General features: G+C 57.7%; 24 protein-coding genes. 2 read left to right on the forward strand and 22 right to left on the reverse strand.

Going from position 1 to position 21,249, the window contains the following annotated elements:
- Nucleotides 1-2: 2 nt before the first annotated feature.
- The 21 genes from WCS52_01195 to WCS52_01295 form a co-directional block, all read right to left on the reverse strand.
- Nucleotides 3-1,808, reverse strand: a complete 1,806-nt coding sequence (locus WCS52_01195) for a Na(+)/H(+) antiporter subunit D (protein ID MEI6165788.1) — start codon at nt 1,806-1,808, stop codon at nt 3-5.
- Nucleotides 1,795-2,052, reverse strand: coding sequence for a hypothetical protein (locus WCS52_01200; GenBank protein ID MEI6165789.1), 258 nt, complete (start codon nt 2,050-2,052; stop codon nt 1,795-1,797). Before WCS52_01200 ends, WCS52_01195 begins: the two co-directional genes overlap by 14 nt.
- Entirely contained in the window at nt 2,049-3,533 is a 1,485-nt protein-coding gene (locus WCS52_01205) for a monovalent cation/H+ antiporter subunit D family protein (GenBank protein ID MEI6165790.1), read from the reverse strand. The genes WCS52_01200 and WCS52_01205 overlap by 4 nt, the downstream gene beginning before the upstream one ends.
- Complete coding sequence (gene nuoK, locus WCS52_01210; GenBank protein MEI6165791.1) at nt 3,530-3,868, reverse strand: NADH-quinone oxidoreductase subunit NuoK; 339 nt, start codon at nt 3,866-3,868, stop codon at nt 3,530-3,532. Before nuoK ends, WCS52_01205 begins: the two co-directional genes overlap by 4 nt.
- Entirely contained in the window at nt 3,865-4,407 is a 543-nt protein-coding gene (locus WCS52_01215; protein ID MEI6165792.1) for an NADH-quinone oxidoreductase subunit J, read from the reverse strand. Before WCS52_01215 ends, nuoK begins: the two co-directional genes overlap by 4 nt.
- Complete coding sequence (locus WCS52_01220) at nt 4,404-4,844, reverse strand: NADH-quinone oxidoreductase subunit I (GenBank protein MEI6165793.1); 441 nt, start codon at nt 4,842-4,844, stop codon at nt 4,404-4,406. The genes WCS52_01215 and WCS52_01220 overlap by 4 nt, the downstream gene beginning before the upstream one ends.
- Before the next feature lie 10 nt (nt 4,845-4,854).
- Entirely contained in the window at nt 4,855-5,856 is a 1,002-nt protein-coding gene (locus tag WCS52_01225) for a complex I subunit 1 family protein (GenBank protein ID MEI6165794.1), read from the reverse strand.
- 19 nt (nt 5,857-5,875) lie between these two features.
- Nucleotides 5,876-6,994, reverse strand: coding sequence for an NADH-quinone oxidoreductase subunit D (locus WCS52_01230; GenBank protein MEI6165795.1), 1,119 nt, complete (start codon nt 6,992-6,994; stop codon nt 5,876-5,878).
- Nucleotides 6,991-7,479: an NADH-quinone oxidoreductase subunit C gene (locus tag WCS52_01235; GenBank protein ID MEI6165796.1), complete on the reverse strand. Its 489-nt coding sequence runs from the start codon at nt 7,477-7,479 to the stop codon at nt 6,991-6,993. Before WCS52_01235 ends, WCS52_01230 begins: the two co-directional genes overlap by 4 nt.
- Before the next feature lie 4 nt (nt 7,480-7,483).
- Nucleotides 7,484-7,984 (reverse strand): NADH-quinone oxidoreductase subunit NuoB, encoded by a 501-nt coding sequence (gene nuoB / locus WCS52_01240; protein ID MEI6165797.1) that lies wholly within the window; start codon nt 7,982-7,984, stop codon nt 7,484-7,486.
- The gene (locus WCS52_01245) at nt 7,951-8,355 is read right to left on the reverse strand and encodes an NADH-quinone oxidoreductase subunit A (protein ID MEI6165798.1); all 405 of its coding nucleotides are present in this window, start codon (nt 8,353-8,355) and stop codon (nt 7,951-7,953) included. Before WCS52_01245 ends, nuoB begins: the two co-directional genes overlap by 34 nt.
- A gap of 124 nt (nt 8,356-8,479) precedes the next feature.
- Nucleotides 8,480-10,024, reverse strand: a complete 1,545-nt coding sequence (locus WCS52_01250) for a DUF2867 domain-containing protein (protein ID MEI6165799.1) — start codon at nt 10,022-10,024, stop codon at nt 8,480-8,482.
- A 5-nt stretch (nt 10,025-10,029) separates the two neighbouring features.
- Entirely contained in the window at nt 10,030-11,325 is a 1,296-nt protein-coding gene (locus WCS52_01255; GenBank protein ID MEI6165800.1) for a 3-deoxy-D-manno-octulosonic acid transferase, read from the reverse strand.
- 7 nt (nt 11,326-11,332) lie between these two features.
- Nucleotides 11,333-11,671, reverse strand: a complete 339-nt coding sequence (locus WCS52_01260) for a hypothetical protein (protein ID MEI6165801.1) — start codon at nt 11,669-11,671, stop codon at nt 11,333-11,335.
- A 36-nt stretch (nt 11,672-11,707) separates the two neighbouring features.
- On the reverse strand, nt 11,708-12,769 hold the full coding sequence (locus WCS52_01265) for a tyrosine recombinase (protein MEI6165802.1): 1,062 nt from the start codon (nt 12,767-12,769) through the stop codon (nt 11,708-11,710).
- A 5-nt stretch (nt 12,770-12,774) separates the two neighbouring features.
- Nucleotides 12,775-14,325: an NCS2 family permease gene (locus WCS52_01270; protein ID MEI6165803.1), complete on the reverse strand. Its 1,551-nt coding sequence runs from the start codon at nt 14,323-14,325 to the stop codon at nt 12,775-12,777.
- Between the two features lie 168 nt (nt 14,326-14,493).
- Entirely contained in the window at nt 14,494-15,288 is a 795-nt protein-coding gene (locus WCS52_01275; GenBank protein MEI6165804.1) for a nucleotidyl transferase AbiEii/AbiGii toxin family protein, read from the reverse strand.
- Nucleotides 15,285-15,926, reverse strand: coding sequence for a hypothetical protein (locus WCS52_01280; GenBank protein ID MEI6165805.1), 642 nt, complete (start codon nt 15,924-15,926; stop codon nt 15,285-15,287). The genes WCS52_01275 and WCS52_01280 overlap by 4 nt, the downstream gene beginning before the upstream one ends.
- Nucleotides 15,927-16,398: 472 nt before the next feature.
- A complete protein-coding gene (locus WCS52_01285) occupies nt 16,399-16,845 on the reverse strand; it encodes a hypothetical protein (protein MEI6165806.1) in 447 nt (148 codons plus the stop codon).
- Nucleotides 16,842-17,333 (reverse strand): hypothetical protein, encoded by a 492-nt coding sequence (locus WCS52_01290; GenBank protein ID MEI6165807.1) that lies wholly within the window; start codon nt 17,331-17,333, stop codon nt 16,842-16,844. Before WCS52_01290 ends, WCS52_01285 begins: the two co-directional genes overlap by 4 nt.
- Complete coding sequence (locus WCS52_01295) at nt 17,330-18,256, reverse strand: dihydrodipicolinate synthase family protein (GenBank protein MEI6165808.1); 927 nt, start codon at nt 18,254-18,256, stop codon at nt 17,330-17,332. The genes WCS52_01290 and WCS52_01295 overlap by 4 nt, the downstream gene beginning before the upstream one ends.
- Nucleotides 18,257-18,391: 135 nt before the next feature.
- Between WCS52_01295 and WCS52_01300 the strand changes: the two genes are divergently transcribed.
- Nucleotides 18,392-19,312 (forward strand): AraC family transcriptional regulator, encoded by a 921-nt coding sequence (locus tag WCS52_01300; protein MEI6165809.1) that lies wholly within the window; start codon nt 18,392-18,394, stop codon nt 19,310-19,312.
- Here the strand turns inward: WCS52_01300 and WCS52_01305 are convergent.
- A complete protein-coding gene (locus WCS52_01305; GenBank protein ID MEI6165810.1) occupies nt 19,259-20,884 on the reverse strand; it encodes a hypothetical protein in 1,626 nt (541 codons plus the stop codon). The genes WCS52_01300 and WCS52_01305 overlap by 54 nt on opposite strands.
- Before the next feature lie 127 nt (nt 20,885-21,011).
- Here WCS52_01305 and WCS52_01310 point away from each other — a divergent pair, with 127 nt between their 5' ends.
- Nucleotides 21,012-21,248, forward strand: a complete 237-nt coding sequence (locus WCS52_01310) for a CopG family transcriptional regulator (GenBank protein ID MEI6165811.1) — start codon at nt 21,012-21,014, stop codon at nt 21,246-21,248.
- The last annotated feature ends 1 nt before the right edge of the window (nt 21,249 follow it).

The following is a 21,249-nucleotide window of genomic DNA, read 5'->3' on the forward strand; positions in this document are numbered from 1 at the left end:
GCTTACCTCAACGTCATCGCTGTCAACGCATAGGTCAAGAGCATCACCACGACCACTACGACCGCGCTGAAGATATTGAACTGAAGATTCCGTGTCTGCATGTGGCGCACGCGCTCCCCGATCCACCGCACCGAGAGGGCCACCCCATCGACCACACCATCAATCACATGCCAATCAAACCACGAGGAGACCCGGGCCAGCGACATTGTCCAGGCCAGTCCGCAGAACCGGTAGAACTCGCTCACCCACTCATCCACCGCCTGGGCCGGCACCCGGGAGACCCAGGCCACCCCGCGTCCACCCATCCGGTAGAACCAGTCCATATCCAGGCTGATTGTCGCTTCGGGTGTCAGTTTTTTGACAAACAGGAAAAAGCCGAGCGCCGTGAATAACAGGATCTGAAGCGTTTCAGAAACGTGGTAGGCGGTGTACGGCTGATAATCGACCTCATAGGGAAGCTTGGCGTATAGATACGGGGTATAGCAGCCGATGAAGATGCACATGAAGGACATCAAGGCCATGGCCGCACACATGTTCCAAGGCGGATCCTTGGCAATCTCCCAGGTTTCCTTGCTGCAGTTGTTCTTCCCGAACCAGATAAAATACGGCACCTTCAAACCCGTATGCAGGAAGGTTCCCGCCGAGGCCAGCATCAGCAGAAAGGCCGCCACCATCTTGTGATCCTCAAAACCCGCCTGCACAATCATGGACTTGCTGACAAACCCGCTGAACAGCGGGAAGGCGGAAATGGACAATCCCCCGATCAGGGTAAAGACAAAGGCCCAGGGCATTTTCTTGTAGAGGCCACCCAGTTCGGAGAATTTACTCTTGCCCGTCATGTGCAGCACCGAGCCCGTCCCCATGAACAGCAGGCCCTTATACAAAATGTGGGCAAACGCATGGGCGCAGGCGCCATTGATGGCCATCTGCGTTCCCAGCCCCACCCCGGCCACCATATAGCCGACCTGACTGATGATGTGATAGGCCAGCAACCGGCGCGAGTCGTTTTCCAGCACCGCGTAGACCACCCCGTACAGGGCCATGATCACGCCCAGCGCGACCAGGATTTCCATCCCCGCAAAGCCCCGGCACAACGCATACACGGCCGTCTTGGTGGTGAACGCGCACATGAACACCGAACCGGTGACCGTGGCCTCGCCATAGGCATCGGGCAGCCAGGCGTGCAGCGGCGGCACCGCGGCATTCAGGATGAACCCGATCATGATCAGGTAGGTCGACAGATCCGGATGATGGACATCCAACTGGGTAAACGTGAGATCCCCGCCCGTGGCGTGGTACCGCAACAAAATTCCGGCCAGCAGGGCCAGGCCGCCCGCCACATGCACCAGCAAATACCGGAAGCCCGCTCCCAACGATTGCGGACGCCGCCGCAACCAGATCAGGAACACCGAGGAAAACGCCATCAACTCCCAGAACAGGAACAACGTCATGAAATCGCCGGCGTAAATGACGCCCAATGACCCGGCGACATACACCCAGGCCGCGGAATGCTGGGCGGACTCCTTGACGTGCAGGGCATACAAACTGCCCAGCAGACACATCAGGGACATGATGTATCCGAACACCTGCCCGAGTTTGTCGACGCGCCCGAAGGTCAGGGTCAGGTCCAGGAACTTGACCACGCCATGCAGGCCCGGATCGGCCCCCATATGGATGACCTGGGCAAACACCAGGGCCGGCACCAACAGCAGCCAGGCGGAACGTGCCAGCCCGCGCAGGAACGGCATCACCATGGCGCCCACAATCAGGATCAGCGCCGGATGTATCCAGAACTCATTCATCGCCATAATAATCTTCCCGTTTCATGATGCCCCGGTGTCCGAACCACTTGGAAACAAAAATAATCAACACACAGGCCACAAACCCGAAGGCCGACCAGAAGCCAACAATATGCTCCGCCTTGGTGTGGGCATGTTCCTTGTCAACGAACAACCAATCGCCCAACACCAGCAGGGCCAGCACCACACAGCCCACGATGATGACGGCTTTCAGCCGGTCCCGCAGGAAATCAATCAGGGTGACAAGGGTCATACGAACACTCCCTTTATGAGGTTGAGGAAAAAGTCGGGATAGATACCCACCGCCACCGAAAGCGAGGCCGTAATCAACAGGGGCACGACCATGGTCAGCGGGGCTTCCCCCACCCCGTCATACGCATGGGGATCAGCCGGCTTGCCAAAAAAGGCGGAATACACGACAGGCGCAAAGTATCCGATATTCAGGATCGTACTGGTCAGCAGCACCACGACGATCCCGATCTGGGCGGCATCCATGGCGCCCACCAGCAGGAACCATTTACTGATGAACCCGCCCACCGGCGGCACCCCGATCATGCTCAACGCCGCAACGCCAAAGGCGGCAAAGGTAAAGGGCATCACGCGCCCCAGCCCCTTCATGTCGGAAATATCCTTTTTGTGGGAGGCCACATAAATGGCGCCAGCGCAGAAGAATAAGGTAATCTTGGCAAAGGCGTGATTGACGATGTGGACAATGCCGCCTTCGATCCCCACCGGCGTCAGCAAGGCCACGCCCAGGATCACATACGACAACTGGCTCACGGTGGAATAGGCCAGCCGCGCCTTCAGGTTATCCTTGCTCAAGGCGATCAGGGAGGCCGCCAGGATGGTGAAGGACACAAAGTAGGCCGTCGGAATCCCCAGGTTGAAGTCATCCATCTTGACGACCCCGAACAGGAACAGCATGACGCGCGTGGTGGAGAATACCCCCACCTTGACGACGGCCACCGCATGCAGCAGGGCGCTCACGGGTGTGGGAGCCACCATGGCTCCGGGCAACCAGCTGTGGAAGGGCATGATGCCGTTCTTGGCAAAGCCTAGGATCAGGCAGATGTAGGTGATCGTCACCAGCCAGCGACTGGCATCCGTCGGGAAAATACCGTCCCGGATGTTGGTCGAAAAATCAAGGGTACCGCACAGGACATAGGTCATGATCATGGCCGGCAGCACCAACCCCTTGGCCGTGGCCGTCAGATAGGTCAGATACTTGCGGGCGCCTTCATAGCCTTCCTGGTCCTGATGATGCGCCACCAGCGGATAGGTGCTGATGCTGACGATTTCGTAGAACAGGTAAAGGGTGAAGAGGTTATCTGAGAAGGCACAACCGATGGCCCCGAACAGGGCCAGCGCAAAACAGGCGTTGAAGCGGGTCTGGGCATGCTCATGGGCGCCGCGCATGTAACCCATGGAGTAAATCACCGTCACCATCCACAACAGGGAGGCGACCAGCGCGAACACCATGGAAAAGGCATCCGCCCGCAACGTCACCGAGACCCCGGGCAGAATGCTGAAGAGATGATACACCAGTTTTTGCCCGGCGAGAACGGCCGGAACCAGCGAAACCACGGTGCCGAACAGGATGGTAGCCGTGATAAAGGAGCAGGCCTCGCGCACATTCGGTCGCTTGCCGGTCAGCATGACCGCCGCGGAACCGATCAGGGGCGCCAGGATCGCCAGAAGCAGACGGGGAGTTTCCAAGGGAGCAGCAATCGTCATCCTTCCATCTCCTTCAGGTCACGGGCGTCAATTGAGTGATAATTGCGATACACCGCCACCATAATGCTCAGCACAATGGCCGCCTCGGCCGCGGCGATTCCCATGATAAACAAGGTGAAGGCCTGTCCGACCACCGGATCCGCCGCGCGGAAATGGGCAAAGGCCATGAAATTGAGCGAGGCCCCCGCCAGAATCAACTCACCGGAAATCAACATGCCCACCAGCGTGCGGTGCCGGATAAACCCGAAGAAGCCGATGGCAAACATCAGCGCCCCAACGGCCAGATAGGCGGCCAGATTTCCAGGCGCGTGAATGATCAGATTGAGTAGTGTCATGAGTGAGTCCTCCGCCCCGACCGTGCCACCACCAGCGCCCCCAGAATGGCCAGCAGCAACACCACCGAGATCAGTTCAAATGCAAAACCGAAGCGCGTCAACAGCCCCCGCCCCAGATCTTCAACCGAGCCGGCATTGATCTGGACGGCCTTCGGCAGCCAATGGGTTTTGGCCACCACCAGAATCAGGCCCACCGCCAGCATCGCCGCCACCAGGAAACTGGACAACCCGAGCAGGACATTCCGGGGCAGCAGGGACGACTCCTCATTGGGATCAGCCAGCATCAGCGCGAACATGATCGTGACGCAGATGGCCCCGATGTAGATCAACACCTGCATCAGCGCCAGAAACGGACTGTTCAGGAAGACATACAGCCCGGCCAGCCCCATAAAGGAGAGGACCAGCCCACTCACACAATAGACCAGCCGCCGTGAGGCCGCGGCGATCACTGCCCCCGTCAGGGTCACCGCCACCACCGCTGCAAAAAGCAGGGAGGAAGCCACCGTATTGAGCGTTGCAGGGGTCAGGTCGATCGTCATTTTTTCTCCAGCACGCGTTTGAGCAGGTCCATCGTGTAATCCTCTTTTTTCCGGGAGGCCAGGTTGTATTCCTTTGAAAAATGGAGCGCATCAAAGCTGCAACTTTCCACACAGAGCCCGCACAGGCTGCAGGTCGTGAAATTGAGCGTATAGGAGGTCAACGACTTGCGGGGCGCCCCTTCGGCTTTGGCCCCATCCAGCTTGATGCAGCCGGAGGGACAGGCCCGCTGACACGCCATGCAGACCACGCACTTGGGTTTGCCGGTCGCCGCGTCAGAGGTCAGATCGATATGACCGCGATAGCGCGGCGTCATTTTCAGACTCTGCCGGGGATAATGCACCGTCACGTTCGGACGGAACCAGTGAAGGAAGGTGATCTTCATCCCCACGCACAGGGTGTACAGCCCGCTCAGAATTTCTTTAAAATAAGTAATCATCAGGATAAGCCTAGTGGAAGAGTTTAAGCATAAAGGCCGTCAGCAGCAGGTTCACCAGCGCGAACGGAATCAGAATTTTCCACGACAAGTTCAGAAGCCCGTAAAACTGGGTCCGGGGAAACGACCAGCGCACCCAGATCACGGCAAAACACAGGGCATACATCTTGATCAGGAACCAGTGGACGCCGGGCAGGATCCCGAAGGGGCAATCCCAGCCGCCCAGAAAAAGGATCGTCCCGACGCAGCAGCCGACCATGATGTTCAAATACTCGGCGACAAAGAACAGGCCGAAACCCATCCCTGAATACTCCGTAAAGGCTCCGGCCACCAGTTCGCTTTCGGCCTCGACCATATCGAAGGGCGCCCGGTTCGTTTCCGCCAGCATACAAATGAAATAGATCAGGAAGGCGACCGGCATCATGAGGCTGGCCTTCAGGTTCAGCACATTCCAGTGCCAGAATCCGCCCATCTGCTGCTCGACAATCGTATGCAGGTTGAAGGTGCGCGTGACAAATACCAGGGAAATGACCACCAGCAACATGGGAATTTCATAGGCGATGTTCTGTGCCACTACCCGCGCGGCGGCGATGCTTGAATACTTGTTATTCGAAGCCCAGCCGCCCAACAGGATGGCAAACACGCCGAACGCCCCGAACGCAAAGATCATGAGCAGTCCCAGATTGAAATTCCGGGGCACAATCGACTCGCTGAACGGCATCGTCACCAGGCAGAGAACGCCCGGCACCACCACCATCACCGGCGCCAGCTTGAACATGATCAGATCGGCGCCCTGCGGGGTCAGGATCTGCTTGCCCAGCAACTTGATGCCGTCCGCCACCGGTTGCAACAGGCCCCAGGGGCCCACTTCTATGGGGCCCGGCCGGAGCTGGAACCAGGAGGGAACTTTCCGTTCCACGAGGGTCAGGTACGCCGCATTGAGCAGCGCAAAGGCAAGAAAGCCGACCAAATAGAGGATCAGCCGCACTACTTCCATGATCATGTCGCTCGACATTTCTAACCCTCTCCCATCCTTAACGGTCCATATCCGGGATCACCAGATCAAAACTTCCCAGAAGCGCCAGCGCATCCGGCAACAGCATCCCTGCTGAACATTCGCGGAACAGACTCATGTTCGAGAAACACGGGGAACGCAGTTTGAGGCGGTAGGCATTCTCCGAGCCATCGCTCACCACCCGCACCCCGAAACTGCCCCGCGCCGACTCCACATTGTAATAGCCGTCGCCTTTGGCGGGCTTGAGGGTGCGCGGCACTTTCTCCGCCATGACGGGCCCGGCAGGGAGCGAGTCGAGCGCCTGCTCAATGATCCGCATGCTTTGAATCATCTCCTCGATACGCACCTTGTAACGGGCCATGCAGTCGCACTCGGGGAAAGCCGGAACATCAAAATTGAATTTTGAATAGACGGAATAGGGTTCCACTTTACGCACATCATAGGCCACACCGGACCCGCGGATCACCGGACCCGTGGCGCCATATTTGCGGCAGGTCTCCGCCGAGATCAGGCCAATACCCTCCACCCGCTTGCGGAAGATGATGTTTTTGGTGACCAGGGCGTCATACATCGCCATCCGGGAACGCAGCCGGGCGAGGAACGCCCTTGACCCGGTCACGAAGTCATCGTCAATATCATTGCACACGCCACCGAACCGGTAATAACAGAAGGTCAGGCGCGCACCGGTAACGGATTCCAGCAGATCCAGGATCTGTTCGCGGTCATCAAAACAATACAGGAGCGGGGTGAACCCGCCCAGATCGACCAGGAAAGCGCCGAGCCACAGCAAATGACTGGCCACGCGATTCAATTCGGAGGTGATCACGCGGATATATTCCGCACGTTCCGGAACAGTGATGCCCGCCAACCGCTCCACCGCGCCTACATACCCGTGACCATTGAACAGCGCGGCCACGTAATCAATGCGACCGGTATTAGGCAGGAACTTTGCATACGACCGGTTCTCACCCATCTTCTCATGCATGCGGTGTCCGTACCCGATCACCGGCTCCGCATCCACAATGTACTCCCCATCCATGGTCAGCTTGATGCGCAACACGCCATGGGTGGCGGGATGCTGGGGCCCCAGATTGAGTACAAACGTCTCGTTCAAAACACTTTGTGCGTCAGTACTCACGCGGTAAAGTCCTTTCGCAGCGGGTGGAAGCGGGCATCTTCCGGCAGGAGTAACGGAATCAATTCCGGATGCCCTGTAAAGATAATCCCGAAGAAATCATGGGTTTCCCGTTCATGCCAGTTGGCCCCGCCATAAATGTGGGAAATGGTCGGCAATTCCGGTGTGTCCCGCGGGATTCGCACCCGGACGGCCACGCGCTCACCCGACTCGACATGGGTAAAGTCATAGACGACTTCGAATTGACGTTCTGCCAGCCAATCGACCCCGGTGATCGCCTCAAGCATCCATTTCGCGTCATCCAGGATCTTGACCGCCTCGACCACACGCTCCGCCGGCACAGTTACATCCAGGTCAATCCCCTTGGTCGCATGCGGGGTTTCGAGCACCAGTGGCACCGGAGCGCCAGCCTCGGCGCCAGCGACGGGCGCGGGGGTTCCACGCACGGCAATCGCTTCAAACTTGGATTTCAATGTGAGGCTTTTCATGGGGTTAGCGGGCCTCCACAGTCGGGAAACACCGTTTGCCGCGAAGTTTCTCCTCCAGCGTGAGGATCCCTTCAATCAGGGCTTCGGGGCGCGGCGGACAACCCGGCACATAGACATCCACCGGAATGAGCTGATCCACGCCTTCGACAATCCCGTATTGGCCGGGAAACTTGAACGGACCGCCGGAGATGGCGCAATTCCCCATGGCCAGCACCCACTTGGGTTCAGGCATCTGATCGTAAAGGGTCACTACCGCAGGGGCCATCTTACGGCTGATGGTGCCGCTCACAATCATCAGATCGCTCTGGCGGGGGGAAGGCCGGAAGACCTCGCAGCCAAACCGGGCCATATCAAACCGCGACGCCCCGGTCGCCATCATCTCGATGGCACAGCAAGCCAGGCCGAAGGTCATCGGCCACAGTGAATTGGCACGCGCCATATTCAGCACATCATCAAGCATTGCGAAGTGAATTAAGCCTGGGGGGACTTCAACTTGCTTTTCCATGAAAAAACGCCTTTCTTCCAAGCATAGACAATCACCAGCGCCAGGATACCGACAAAAAGCAGAACTTCCCCGAAATCCAGCCAACCCGGCTTCTCATTATAAATCAAGGCCACAGGAAACAGGAACAGCACGTCAACGGAGAACGCGACAAAAATCAGGGCATAGAGATAATACACCACCCCGTACCGGATCCAGGCATGGCCGATGGGCGCCACGCCGCACTCAATGCTCCGCAGGGTTTTCTGGTAGACCTCCCGGGTCCGCTTCGGGGCCAGCAACCAGGACATCACCATGGCGCCCAATCCGATCACCAGCCCCGCCGCCAAGAAGGCCAGCAGATAAATTAAACTCCAGACAACGGTATTGGTCATAAAGAAAGTTGCTCCGTCCCTACCCCCCCGGTCACAAAAGGCGAAAGTGATACCATCGCAGGATCTCCAGATCAACAAAAAAAGGGGGATGATTACTATGCCTATCAGGCTAATAGCCTACCCACTATTTAGCCTGCTCTGAATCAAGAGTCCGTTCTGAAATTTTGCGGACCAACCGATCGAAGAGATAGCCATGGAAGGGCAGGAAAATATACCAGTAGAGCTTCCCATACCAGGTGTCCGTATCATAATATGCCACCACTGAAAGCCGGTGGCCGCCCGCTTCAGGATAAATGCTGAACTTGAGCCAGGCGAAGCCGGGCAGTTTCATCTCAGCCCGGAGCAGGACCATCCGGTTCTTATACAAAGACTCCACCCGCCAGAAATCGACCACATCATTCACGCGCAGGGTAGATGAACTCCGCCGGCCACGGGTCGTGCCCACTCCCATCAGGAGTTTGTCGAGCATGCCCCTGAGCCGCCACATCCAGTTTCCATGCGACCACCCTTCCTTGCCCCCGATCAGGCAGACGGAACGGAACAGATCGCGACTGCTTCTCTCCGTCAGCACCGAAGCCGAAGCCGTAAAACGGGGGGCGTGTGGCAGTTCATGAAGTTTGACACTGAACTCATGATGGGGGGGGTAAGAATCTGACCAGCGGGTATGGACGGAATCCTGGGCTTCATGGACCAGGGCTTCCTTCACGGCCTCGCGATAAGGCACCTGGCGGAAGGGAATCAGCTTCGTGATCCGGGAGTCCAGGCACACCACATCATTCCTCAACCCCTCCATCAAACTCCGAGTGATCGGGGCGGGAACCGGGGTCAGTAGGCCGCAAAGATAGGCATACAACCGCACGTCGGACAGAAAGAACGGAATGAACAGGCGTTTTTTACCCAGCACGTCGGCCACCACCTTCAGCATATCCTCATAGGTCAGCACATCGGGCCCCCCGATGTCATACGACTGCCCCTTGGTATCCGGATGCTCCAGCACGCCCACGAGATACCGGATGACATCCCGGACGCTGATCGGCTGACATTTGGTGCGACCCCACCAGGGAATGGCGATCACGGCCAGACGCCGCACAAGATGCTGGATGATTTCGTAGGAGGAGCTCCCGGAGCCGATAATGACCGCAGCCCGCAACACGGTGGCGGGGATGGCCCCGCTTCCCAATTCCGTCGCCACATGCATCCGGCTTCGCAGATGCGGGGAAAGCACGGTACGCACATCCCCCAGCCCGCCCAAGTAAATAATTCGGGCCACCTCGTTGAGGGTGGCGGCTTCCCTGAAATTCCGCGCATTGGCGTGATCGATGGCCTCGAACTCTTTCGGCCCCAGCAAGAGGGAATGGATCAGGTAGTAGGCCGTATGAATCCCCTTCAGGGCGATCGTGAGGGAGGCCACATCCGAGGCATCCGCCACCACAATTTCAGCCCCGGGCCAGCGCTCGACATGTTCCGGAGAGGCTTTCCGCACCATCACGCGCACCGTATAGCCCCGGGCGAGAAGCTCATGAATCAGCCGGCCCCCAATATAACCCGTTCCGCCCGTCACGAGAATCGGGCCGGCGCCCGGCCTGGGCTGCGTCGGCAGATCAAGACAATAGAGTGGCTCGGGGCCGGGACTACTTCCTGTTTCTGACGCAACAGGCTTAGTATTCATATTGCTCACCGGCGCAGTCCCTGCGCCGCGGCCACGGTCGCCTTGATGCTGCCACGGTTCTTCGAGACCAATGCGGCGGCGCGAGTGCCATAGGTCGTGCGCATCCCCTCATCAGCAAGAAGCTGATCGAATTTCTCCTTCAGCTCCGCCTCTGTCCCCACCTGGATCAAGGCCTCTGCCGCCTTGAACTCCCGGACGATATCGGCGAAGTTCTCCATATTCGGGCCCACCACCACCGGTCTTCCACAGACGGCCGGCTCAATAATGTTCTGGCCGCCATGTTGCGTCAGGCTCTTCCCGATAAAGATCACGGTGGCCACCGTATAAAGGTGTTTCAACTCACCAGTAGTATCCACCAGCAGTACTCCTGGCGGCTCACCGGTGACGGCTGCCCCACCCTTGCTGCGTTGGACAAATTGAAGGCCCTTCTTCTCAATCAGGGCCACCACCTCGTCCCGACGCTCGGCGTGGCGGGGCACCAATACCAGTTTCAAACCGGGATATCGGGATTTCGCTTGAACATAATAATCCAGCAGGACCTCCTCCTCCCCCGGCCAGGTGGAGCCGCCCAACAAGATCAAATCGCCCGCCGCCATCCGTGCGGAAGCCAGAATGGCTGAAGCCGTCTCCAACTTGCCCGGCTCCTTGAGGGCGACATCATACTTGGCACTGCCCGTCGCCTGAACCCGGTCCGGAGCCGCGCCCAACGCCAGATACCGCTCCTGATCCTGCGGGCCCTGCACGCAGAGGCGATCCACCATTCTCAGCAGAGGTGTAAACAGCCAGCGATAGCGGTGGTATCCTTTGAAAGACCGGTCGGACAGGCGCCCGTTGATCAGCATCACGGGAATCCTGCGCGCCTGGCTCATCCGGATCAGATTCGGCCAGAACTCACATTCCGTCAGCACCAGCATCCGGGGCTTCAGCAGGTTCAGTACGCGCCGGATGACCCAGGGGAAATCAACGGGGAAATACACCAGCACATCTGCCTTGTTCAAGGCCTTGGTCGCCAGGGTGTGCGCCGTGGAGGTGTTGACGGTCATCACAAAGGCGATATCAGGCTGGACCTGCCGCCATTCCTCCATGAATCGGAGTGCCACATAAGTCTCCCCCACACTGACCGCATGTACCCACACCCGCTGGTGTTCACTGAGGCGGGCCTTCAGGCCGGCATCGTAGACCGCCAACCGCTGCATAAAGCCCTTGGCATAGCCGCCCCGCCGGCACATGCGTAGCAGGAAATACGGCAACATCGCCAGAAACAACACCGGAAATAATAAATTGTATATCAACCAAATCATATGTATCTCAAATCCTAGTATCCTGTCCGACAAGTTCGTTTAAGAAAGACTTCACCACTAATTCAAGAAATACAGGAAATCCAGAAAGCGGAAGAATTTGAACAGAAGCACGCAAAGACCGCGAAGAGCAAGACAATATGGCGGCATTTCTTGTTCGGGAGTACCCGATCCAAAAATCCCGCCATGGTGCTTCTTCAATTAAAGAAAACCGTTTGGCGATTTTATGGCTGGGGTACCCGCCAGACAGAAAATCGCCAAACATTATCTGGATTTCTTTCATTTCTTTAATCAGTGGTGAAATCCTTCTCTTCGCGATCTTTGCGGGCTTCTGTTCAAAATTTCCCACTCTTTTATTATACGCCTTTGTCTTACATGACAGCGGTCAGGCTCGCGGATGGGCATCATCGTATACTTTCTTTAATTTTTCCACCGTAACATGCGTGTAGATCTGGGTGGTGGATAAACTGGCATGGCCGAGCAGTTCCTGCACGCTGCGCAAGTCCGCCCCGGCATCGAGCATATGCGTGGCAAAGGAATGACGCAACGAGTGCGGCGAAATGTCCGGATTCAAATTCGCCCCGAGCAGATATTTCTTCAAGGACCGCTCCACCGACCGGCTCGTCAGCTTACCGCCATGCACATTCAGAAAGAGCGGCCGGTCATTGGGACGGCGTCGCTCCATCTCCGGCCAGAGCTCATTACGCAGCGTTAACGAGACGCGCAACGCCTTGGCCGCCGGGCGCCCCAATGCGCACAGGCGCTCCTTCTTGCCTTTGCCCCGCACCTGCACCACTCCACTCAGCGAGTCCACCTGCGGCTCCAGCAGTCCGACAATCTCGGTAATACGGCCCCCGGTGCTGTAGAGCACCTCCAGGATCGCCTGATCCCGCAAGGCGCAGTATTCCACCAGTCGGCGTTCCCGGTCCTGTTTCGGTTTTTTGGCATCCGCCCATAATTTCATCGGCATGTCCAGAAGCCGGTTGACTTCATCACGCGACAGGAAATTCGGAAGCTTCTTCGCGCGCTTGGGTGCCTTCAAACCGGCAAAGGGATTCAACGTCACCATGCCTTCCCGTTCCATAAACTTGTAAAACGCCCGCAAGCTGGACAATTTCCGGGACGTCGTGGTGGCCTCACTTCCCCGTTTCTGAAAATCAACCAGGAACGCACGCGCTTTAAACCGGTCCACGCTTTGCCACGCGTAGGGGGGCAAGGCGTCCCCCGTCCAGGTGAACCGGACAAACTGGGCGATATCCATGAGGTAGTTGGCAATGGTATGGCGGGAGGCATTCCGTTCATGTTCCAAGTGCGCGGCATACTGCGACACGCAGGGGTCGTCCGTCATCATGGCGCCCCCCAGCCCCGCCCCACCCGGCGCGGACACCGCGGAAGCGGAGGGAACGTGGGCAGGCTTGCGAGTCAGGTAGTAATCTTGTGGCGTCATATTGATCAATGGGCGTCCGCTTCCGGCAGATGCCAGAAGTGCAGGCCAACAAGCACCAGACCGGTCAAGGCATACATGGCGGCGAAATCCGGAGCGGCCAGCCAGCCGAATTTATTCTCAATGCCGGCAGGGGTCACCGTATAGGCGTGGATCAGGCCCACCGCGGATAACACCGCCCCCGCAAACATCCAGTAGGCGGCCTTCAGGAAATTCCGGTCGATCATGAAGACCACGGCCGCGGCCAGTACCATGGAGGTCATGATGAAGCCCTGACTGAGCGCGACCACGCCTTTAATGTAAAGATCCGGACCGAACTTGTCCCACACAGCGAATAACGACGACCCTGAAACGCGCAGGGTTGTTTCGATCTCGAGCAGCACCCAGGCGGCAAACGAGGGAATCAGGCCCAGTGCCACGGCCAGGGCATGGGGCTTGGGAATTTCCTGGAAGGCCTGGGCGGTAATGATGATGGCGATCCAAAGAAGAATCCCCAGCGTGCACTCAATGGGAATGACCTTCAGGACCAGGGTCAATCCGCCGAACAGGCAGAGCAGCGTGATCACCACCCCGTTCAGAATCGAATAGCCGCCCCTCGCGCCCATGGCCTTCCAGCCCGGATGGCCGATATAGATCGTCGTCGGAAAGGGACTGCCGAAAAAGCCGGCGACGAGGGTCCCGATCCCGTTGGTCAACAGGGAGGGCTTGGTCTCATAGCGGTCGCCCGCCGCCTCCGCGCTCTCCAGGTTCTGGAGCGAGCCGATGACATTGAACAGGCCCATCGGCAGAATGATGGCCATGTACTTCCAGCCAAGCGGGGAGACCATCAACGCGATCGCATCCCCGAACAGGAACTTCGGCATATGGAATCCGAAAGTATACGCGTCCTGCGGGGTGGTGAAGGTGACCCATCCGAGGGAGCGCAGAATCCAGGCGAGGGAGACGCCGATAATCACGGCGAGGAAACCGCCCGGCAGGGACAACGGCCATTTCACGCGTGAGGCATAGGAGATGAGGATCAGCATCATGGGCAGAATCGCGATCATCGGCGACGCAAAGATCTGGAGAATGAAGCCCATGGCGATAAAGGTGATCGCGATCCCGGCCAGGGCCGAAAGCAGGGCGGCACGGGGCGTATGTTTGCGCATCCAGTCCCCCACAAAGGCACCGGCCACTTCCATCACCCCCGAGATGAGCGTGGCGAACAACCCCGCCTGCCAGGCGAGGTGCCAGCTCCCAGTCTCACGATATACCGGCCCCATGATCAAAAACACATAGGCCACCAGACTCGGCGTGTTGATCCCGAAGGGAAGCGCGGTGGTATCCTTGCGACCCGTCCGCAACGCCACCACCCGGGCCTGCCAGCCATAGAATAGGTTACCGATCAGAATGGAAACCGCCGCACCGGGCAGAATGACCGTGGTGATGAATTCAGCGGGAAACCCGCATACAAACCGGCACAACACGCCAATCAGCATCAGTTGCAGCAGATTATCGATGAACAGACCGAAAAACCCGTCCAAATCGCCCTTCACAAACCAGGGTTCCCGTGATTTCAAGGCCGCTATCCATGGACCGAATGCAGATGATGGAGTTGTCATGCGCTGAAAATAGTCGGGGCATAGTGTTAAATCAATTCCTTTTCCGTAATCTCCCGGTTAGTACGTGAGAAGCAAGCATGAGGGACTCCCTAATAAATCGCCCGCAGCCATGCCTCGGCAATTTGTTTATATCGCGCTCAATAGATTATCGCGGGTGAGAAACGAGGCATCCTGCGACCGCTCCAGAAAGGGGCGGACATCATCCATCACGATCTCCATATCCAGCGACTCCAGACGAGCGCGAACAAGGGATCTCCATGCTTGGGCGTCGCTAATCCCAACGCCCTGCGTCTGATCGAGTGCATTCTGTAACTGTAGACCGTTCGGGACCACCGGCGGGCGCTGTGAGAGATACCAAAGCAAATCATACCAATCCCGCCCTTTGGCATACTTACGCGTGAGCACCGCATGCAGTTTTCCCGCCAACAATGACGGCAGGTCATGGTACTGAACCAGGAAGGTCACGTACTTGAAAACCACCTGACGCTCACACTGGGCTCCAGGCGGGGGACGGGTGTCGATCTCCAGCTTGATCGCCAATTTCTCATCTGGCATCCCCGTTAATTGCGCCTCATACAAAAGGCCTTCCAGCCGGATCCAGGCCGCGTGAACCACTTTCCGGTCATTCCAGGTGACCTGTGCATTGAAGCCGGCCAGCACGAGATCCCGTTTAACTTTGGCCATCCACTCCGCACCCGCATACCCATCAGGGGAAACAACCGAAAAATCAAGATCTTCGGAGAAACGCGGAAGGTTATGCAGGAACCGCAACGCCGTGCCCCCCACAAAGGCCAGTGAGCGGAACGCTTCCGATTCATGTAGGGATCTCAGAACCAGCGCCTGAAGATATTCCCGAAGTTTGTTCAACCGCTGCCCGGGATCATTGATCCCGCGCGCCAATGCCAGCGCTTGCTCCTTCATACCGCCACCCAGCCTTCCTGCTCTTCCGCCATCAATTTCAACCATCGCTCAACAGCACGGAGTAATCGGGGACTGTCAAATCGGACCGCATATTCCCTGAGTCGCTCCCCTGAGACTTTCTCCCTATTCTGGTACCGCATCTCAGCCAAACGCGGCAACGTCCATTCCCCGGCATTAAGATGCCAATAGTCCAGCAGGGCCTTTTCAGGATCCGCCACCATGACCTCCTGATCCCCTACTTTCCGGGTACCATAGCCGAAAAAAAAGCTCTGCTTGATATTCCGGTAATCAAACACCCCCACCTGACTTTCAAAACGCCGGGGCGCACGGGATGTCACACTGGTAAGCCAAACGACATGTTCAGGGATCATGTCGTAATATCCAAGCGCCCACTGACCACTCAGGTATGAGGGATAATAGAGCTGATTCGCCAGGATTCCCGTGTTCAAAGGCCGACGACGATAGGTGGGGGAGAGAACGTACACACCCCTGCGTACTCCGATGACTTTCCCGTCCTTCATCCATCGGGATAATTGAACCCGAAGACCAGGCCTCTTGACGGAAAAGGCTTGCGTCAGCAAAGGAAGATCAAAACACTGAAGGTCTCCAACAAACCGGACCACTTCTTCGAATTTCATATACGAAAGATAGCATAGATGATGCTTATCGTAAATAGAGTTGTGATCCCGATCTTGTTTTATTTCACATCCAGTTTAGTGCGTGCGCTCACTCCTGCGAGATGATGGCTAGCGAGAGGAGGGTCGTCCCATATCCATGGCGCATGATGCAAATTCACAGGAGGAGGATTAAGATTATGATTACGAGTAAGATTAAGATGGGGATCATTCCACATTCACATACATGTGGGCATGACTGGCAAGGTGGTGTCCTCCACCGGCCAGCAGGGATAGGTCCAGAGGAAAACCTTCCGGCCCGTGGCCTTCTTCCAGCCCCGGATCATCTCGCCATGCGCCTTGGCAACGGAGGGTTCCTTGTCCTTAACGGACTCCTGGTCCCTCGCCGGTGCGAGTCAGCACACCTGTGGCATGCAGCTCGCTATGGACAAAATTTTTGTCTGGCGGGATTCGACAGCGGTGGTCGAAATCGCCCCTATTTAATCTCATGAACCACCCGTTGTACCGTCGCGCGGCAGCGGGCCTGGTCGCACTGGGATAGATCAATTTTAAACGAGTAACCCAACGGTTCGAGCACCTCGCGATAAAGCAGATCGCAGTGCCGGCAGTAGTCGGGATACGGCTCAATGTGCCCCCATTCGAGCAGACGCCCCTTGGATGGACACTTATGCATGGTGATTGAAAACGTCCCCGCTTCCTCGTCCAGGTCCATGGTGAAATCGGCGGCCTCCTCACTGAGCGTACGGCTCCAGTACAGCCAGCACCCCCGGATGCCGTGGGCCACCACCAGATCTCGCAGGTTCGTGAGAAAGTTCGCCGACAGGTAGCGCCAGAACGTTTCGACCGCGGTCTTTCCACCCAGCCGGTCCAGCGTCTTGAAGAGTTGGCTATAAGCCGGAATGAATTCAGTGCAACTGATCATGGGTGACTCCTTCTGGTGCCCTCGTCCGGCAACCGTCGACTGAACCGTTGGACGCTGCGCCCCGTCTGGGGTTCGTATTCGAGCAACTCCGCCATAAATGGCGTGCCTTCGCACAAGGCCTCATTGATGGTGCGAGTGGTCTCATGGTAGAGGCGCGCCACCGGATGCCCCTGGGTCCGCATGTATTGCACCGCGGGACAGGCGGCCACCCGGATCACCAGCTCATCGTCGCTCAGCTCGTACTGAACCTCGCCGCCCTCCTGCCGGTAAATGGCCTCGAAATGCGCCTTCAGCGCGACCAACCCGTTCGCCTGCAACGCCTGTCGCAACGGGGCGTAGAAGGTCATTGCAAACTCCCGCAGGTATTCCCTGACGGCGTTTTCGCCATAAGTGACATGCAGGTACTCGATGCCACAACTCAGGGCGCCGTGGAAATCACGATGGAAGTAGGCGTTGTCGGCCGCCCGCCGATCCATGGTCTCTTTCATGGGAACAGTACCTCCTTTTCACGTACCAGCGCCTTGGCGATCGCCCGTTGGCACCCGGGGGTCAGGGGATAGTTGAGAAAGTTGCGTGTGGTTTGAAAGAGCCCCATCTCGACCAGCAGATGCTTGAGGCCGGACATCCAACAGGTGATCTTTTTGCCGCCATAGACGTCCCACATGAGCCGGTTCATACGGCGCTGCAGACGGTCCGCCTCGGCATGCCGGCCGGCCCGTACGGCCTCCAGGATCATCCCCGCAAGCCGGCCATTGAAAATGCCCCCCCCAAGCAGGAGCCCGTCATAACCGGCCCGCAGGTAATCCGCGCAGGCGAACTCATCGCCATTAAGCAGCCGCAATGTCGGCCGGGCCTGTCGTGCCGCCAGCGCCAGCTTCATCCGCTCGGGATCCGTTGAACTGTCCTTGATCAATACCACCTTCGGCTCGGCATAAATCTGGCGCAAGGCCTCGTTGGTTACGGGCACGGCTGAATATTTGCCGCGGTCATAAATACCCACCGGCAACGGACAGCCCCGGATCGCCTCCTGATAGAGCGCCGCCACATTGGCGGGAGTGGCATTGAGCAGGAACAAGGGCGGCGCAATCACCGCCAAGTCGGCCCCATCCTCCGCCGCCGCCCGCATGTTGTCCAGGATCCGGGCAGCGGAGTTATCCGTCACCTGTGCGGCAATGAGCAACCGGCCGCGGGCAGCCGCCACAACGGCACGGACCATCTCGCGACGTTCGCGATCCGGCATCCAGGGGCCTTCCCCACACGTACCGCAAATAAATAACCCATTGACCCCGAGCCGCACATGGTGCTCAACGAGCCGCTTCACCGCCCCCTTGTCAAGTTGCATGCGATGGGTGAACGGGGTCGGCGTGGCTGACCAGACGCCACTTAGTTTTCCGATACTGACGCTCTTCATTTTTATATTCTCCAAGGTGGCTGTGCGGTCCACACCGATATGTTATTTTTAATGATTACCTGCTTCTTAAAATTACTTTGAACCAACAGTAGCGGGTTGACCAGTACTCCTGTATGCGATAATTTATGAAGCTATATGAAAAATGATGATTTCGAGTCGATCACAAACGCTATTCGCCAGGTATTGTCCGGGCCGTTGACCGATCCAGCGGCCATCCATCTGGCTGAATCGAATGTGACCAACGGGATAATACCCCAAGGGGCGCACAGCCATGACACCTGGGAACTGTTCTGTCCCGTCCGCTCCTGCCTGAAATTTGTGACCGCAGGCTGCGCCCCTTCCCTTATTCCCACCCACCACCTGCTGATTGTGCCGCCCGGTTGTCTGCATCTGCCGGTGGATTACCGCACGCAATCCCCGCAATTGAAACTCCTGGTCATGGACCTGCCTGGTTCAGAAAACCCATATGGGGCCTTGAGGGTGAACAGCGCCAAATCCAGAAGCAGCGCCATCCTGTCCCCGGCCGAATTTGCGGCCTGGACCACCTGCGTCGGAATGGACCCTGGAAGCATGATGGAACAGGTGGCCCGGGCGCAGGGCGCAGGCGCGTGGGGCCGCGAACGGGCACTGGGCATGCTCCGGACCCTTGTGGCCGCCTACGTCGAGGTCGCGACCCAGCCCCAGCATGACCCGCTTTCGTTCAATGCCCGACGGGCCACTGAAGCCCGGATATACCTCCAGTCCCACTACTGCGAGGCGAACCTGTCAGCGGGGACGATCGCCACCGCCCTGGGCATTTCCGCCTCGCATCTCAGGTTTCTTTTCCGGGAAACCACCGGCCGGACCCTGCATCATACCCTGATCGACCTGCGCCTCCGGCGCGCCACCGATCTGCTGCGGCTCACCACGTTCTCGATCAAGGAGATTGCGGCAATGACCGGCTGGGGACACCAGCTCTATTTTTCGGCCGCATTCAAAAAGCGCCATCACGGCTCGCCTTCGTCATTTAGGAATGACAGAGGCCATACCGTCCGTCCTGAACGGCAGTGCCGGTAATCCATCTTTATTGAAAAGATTGGCCCACCGGTGCTGGCTCGCCCAGGCGTAACGGACCGAAACCGGCTGCGGCACCTTATCCGAGGACACCACCACCGTATTCCCCTCAATCACCGCATCCGCCCATACAAATGCCCCTTTTTCACCGGCAAGCGCAAACCCCTGTAACGTGCTGACTCCGGGCCCTGTTCCTGCGGCGATCGCTTCAGCCTTGAACGCAAGCCCCTTGCCCACATGGTCAAAGGTCACGGTGACCTTCCCGCCATCAATCTTGTGTGATTTGTAAACCGGCCCATAAATCTCAATAGCCCGGCCATACACCCCGCCCAGCGCCACCCGGGCCGCCCGCAGGCCATAACCGGATTTATTCACGGGGTGGATCCCATTCCCTAAATCACTGCTAGTAACCATAAACGTATTGGGATACCCCATGATGCGGATATGCATCTCCCGAGAGGTACCATCTGCCGGAACCAGTGGCGGGAGCTTAATCAAGGTCTCTGCTTTGCAGGTCACCGGTTCGGCCGCATCCCACGCGCAACCACCCCCGCTCGGCTTCTGCACATAGACGAAGGACATATTCAGCCCCCACTCTTTTCGCCAGCCGCGAATGAGCGCCCCCATCAGGGTATACTGGTCCACCCCTTCAATGGCGGTGCCGGCTTCCCCCTGATCCCACACCACGCCGCGAATGGCAAAGGGCATATAGGGACGAATCAATTTCTCATAAAGGTTCCCCACCTGGCCTCTGCATTCCCCAGCTTTCAAAGGTTTACGGGGCTCTTTTGGCAGTTTTGCTTCACCCTTCTGCTTCGCCGCCTCAACCTCCTGTTTCCATTTCGCCAGATTCGCTTCGTAGGTCTTGACCGCCTCATCGTTGCGATACGTCTTCGCATATCCCGCAATGGCCCCCTTGCAGGACTGGTCTGAATCAAAGGCTTCCTGGCTGAGCCAGAACCCTGACGGAGTCCCGCCCACCGCACCTACCAGCAAGCCCACCGGCACCTTGAGGTCCTGCTGCAACGGTAAGCCGAAGCTGAACAAGAGCGCCGAGAAACTCCGGAGAGCCGCAGGAGTGGACTCCTGCCACCCTTGCCCGGGCGCAATCACCCGAAGCTGGGGATACGGGCCTCCTTCAATATTTTTCTTCAGCGGCTCATCGTTCGCCGTGTAACCGGCACCCGCCATCGCCATATTGGACTGCCCGGAGCCAACCCACACCTCCCCGACCAGCACGTCTGAAAGTTCTTTCTTATCGCTTTCCCCTGAAATGACCATCGTCCCTGGTTCAGCACTGGCAGACAGGGGCTCAAGCCACACCTTCCATGTCCCATTACTCCCCGCCGTGGTTGTTTTTGTCTGGAGCGCCTGTCCGGAACTTTTCGAAGGACTGAAGCTTACGGTCACTTTTTCATTTGGCGCCGCCGTCCCCCATACGGGAACCGGCATCTCGCGTTGCAGGACCATGTGACTGCTCAACACCGGTGGCAATGTAATCGCGCCACACGCCACATACTCAAACCCGGCCAGAAAAACTCCCAGCATTGCGCCCAACATCATGCGTCGCTTCATCTTCGTGATCCTTTCAAAAAATGCGTTTCCATCCGTTCCATGTCCGCTTCAGTCCCGACAATACTACTGTTTTCGTTGACCATAGATCAAGTGATGTATTAGCATGATGTATATCTGAAGGAGAGTCATGATGGTCCGGACACAAATATATCTAACAGAGAAAGAGCGGGATGGGTTGGCCGTTTTAGCCGAGGCAAGCGGAAAAAAGCAAAGCGAGTTGATCAGGAATGCCGTTGACATCTTCATTTGTCAATCCAGCCCGGGACATCGTCAAGCCGTGCTGAAGGAAGCGGCTGGCGTTTGGCAGCACCGTACGGACCTTCCCGACTTCACGGAAGTGCGCAAAAGCCTGGATCGGAGTTAAT

This window comes from bacterium (assembly GCA_037128595.1).
Lineage (GTDB): Bacteria > Verrucomicrobiota > Kiritimatiellia > CAIKKV01 > CAITUY01 > JAABPW01.

Bases quoted from the DNA above. Each gene is read 5' to 3' on its own strand.
- WCS52_01275 (MEI6165804.1), bottom strand. From the start codon at position 15,288: ATGAAGGAGCAAGCGCTGGCATTGGCGCGCGGGATCAATGATCCCGGG.
- WCS52_01295 (MEI6165808.1), bottom strand. From the start codon at position 18,256: ATGAAGAGCGTCAGTATCGGAAAACTAAGTGGCGTCTGGTCAGCCACG.
- WCS52_01250 (MEI6165799.1), bottom strand. From the start codon at position 10,024: ATGAATACTAAGCCTGTTGCGTCAGAAACAGGAAGTAGTCCCGGCCCC.
- WCS52_01215 (MEI6165792.1), bottom strand. From the start codon at position 4,407: ATGACGATCGACCTGACCCCTGCAACGCTCAATACGGTGGCTTCCTCC.
- WCS52_01195 (MEI6165788.1), bottom strand. From the start codon at position 1,808: ATGGCGATGAATGAGTTCTGGATACATCCGGCGCTGATCCTGATTGTG.
- nuoK (MEI6165791.1), bottom strand. From the start codon at position 3,868: ATGACACTACTCAATCTGATCATTCACGCGCCTGGAAATCTGGCCGCC.
- WCS52_01220 (MEI6165793.1), bottom strand. From the start codon at position 4,844: ATGATTACTTATTTTAAAGAAATTCTGAGCGGGCTGTACACCCTGTGC.
- WCS52_01235 (MEI6165796.1), bottom strand. From the start codon at position 7,479: ATGAAAAGCCTCACATTGAAATCCAAGTTTGAAGCGATTGCCGTGCGT.
- WCS52_01290 (MEI6165807.1), bottom strand. From the start codon at position 17,333: ATGAAAGAGACCATGGATCGGCGGGCGGCCGACAACGCCTACTTCCAT.
- nuoB (MEI6165797.1), bottom strand. From the start codon at position 7,984: ATGGAAAAGCAAGTTGAAGTCCCCCCAGGCTTAATTCACTTCGCAATG.
- WCS52_01265 (MEI6165802.1), bottom strand. From the start codon at position 12,769: ATGACGCCACAAGATTACTACCTGACTCGCAAGCCTGCCCACGTTCCC.
- WCS52_01205 (MEI6165790.1), bottom strand. From the start codon at position 3,533: ATGACGATTGCTGCTCCCTTGGAAACTCCCCGTCTGCTTCTGGCGATC.
- WCS52_01300 (MEI6165809.1), top strand. From the start codon at position 18,392: ATGAAAAATGATGATTTCGAGTCGATCACAAACGCTATTCGCCAGGTA.
- WCS52_01200 (MEI6165789.1), bottom strand. From the start codon at position 2,052: ATGACCCTTGTCACCCTGATTGATTTCCTGCGGGACCGGCTGAAAGCC.
- WCS52_01245 (MEI6165798.1), bottom strand. From the start codon at position 8,355: ATGACCAATACCGTTGTCTGGAGTTTAATTTATCTGCTGGCCTTCTTG.
- WCS52_01255 (MEI6165800.1), bottom strand. From the start codon at position 11,325: ATGATTTGGTTGATATACAATTTATTATTTCCGGTGTTGTTTCTGGCG.
- WCS52_01225 (MEI6165794.1), bottom strand. From the start codon at position 5,856: ATGTCGAGCGACATGATCATGGAAGTAGTGCGGCTGATCCTCTATTTG.
- WCS52_01310 (MEI6165811.1), top strand. From the start codon at position 21,012: ATGATGGTCCGGACACAAATATATCTAACAGAGAAAGAGCGGGATGGG.
- WCS52_01305 (MEI6165810.1), bottom strand. From the start codon at position 20,884: ATGAAGCGACGCATGATGTTGGGCGCAATGCTGGGAGTTTTTCTGGCC.
- WCS52_01280 (MEI6165805.1), bottom strand. From the start codon at position 15,926: ATGAAATTCGAAGAAGTGGTCCGGTTTGTTGGAGACCTTCAGTGTTTT.
- WCS52_01285 (MEI6165806.1), bottom strand. From the start codon at position 16,845: ATGATCAGTTGCACTGAATTCATTCCGGCTTATAGCCAACTCTTCAAG.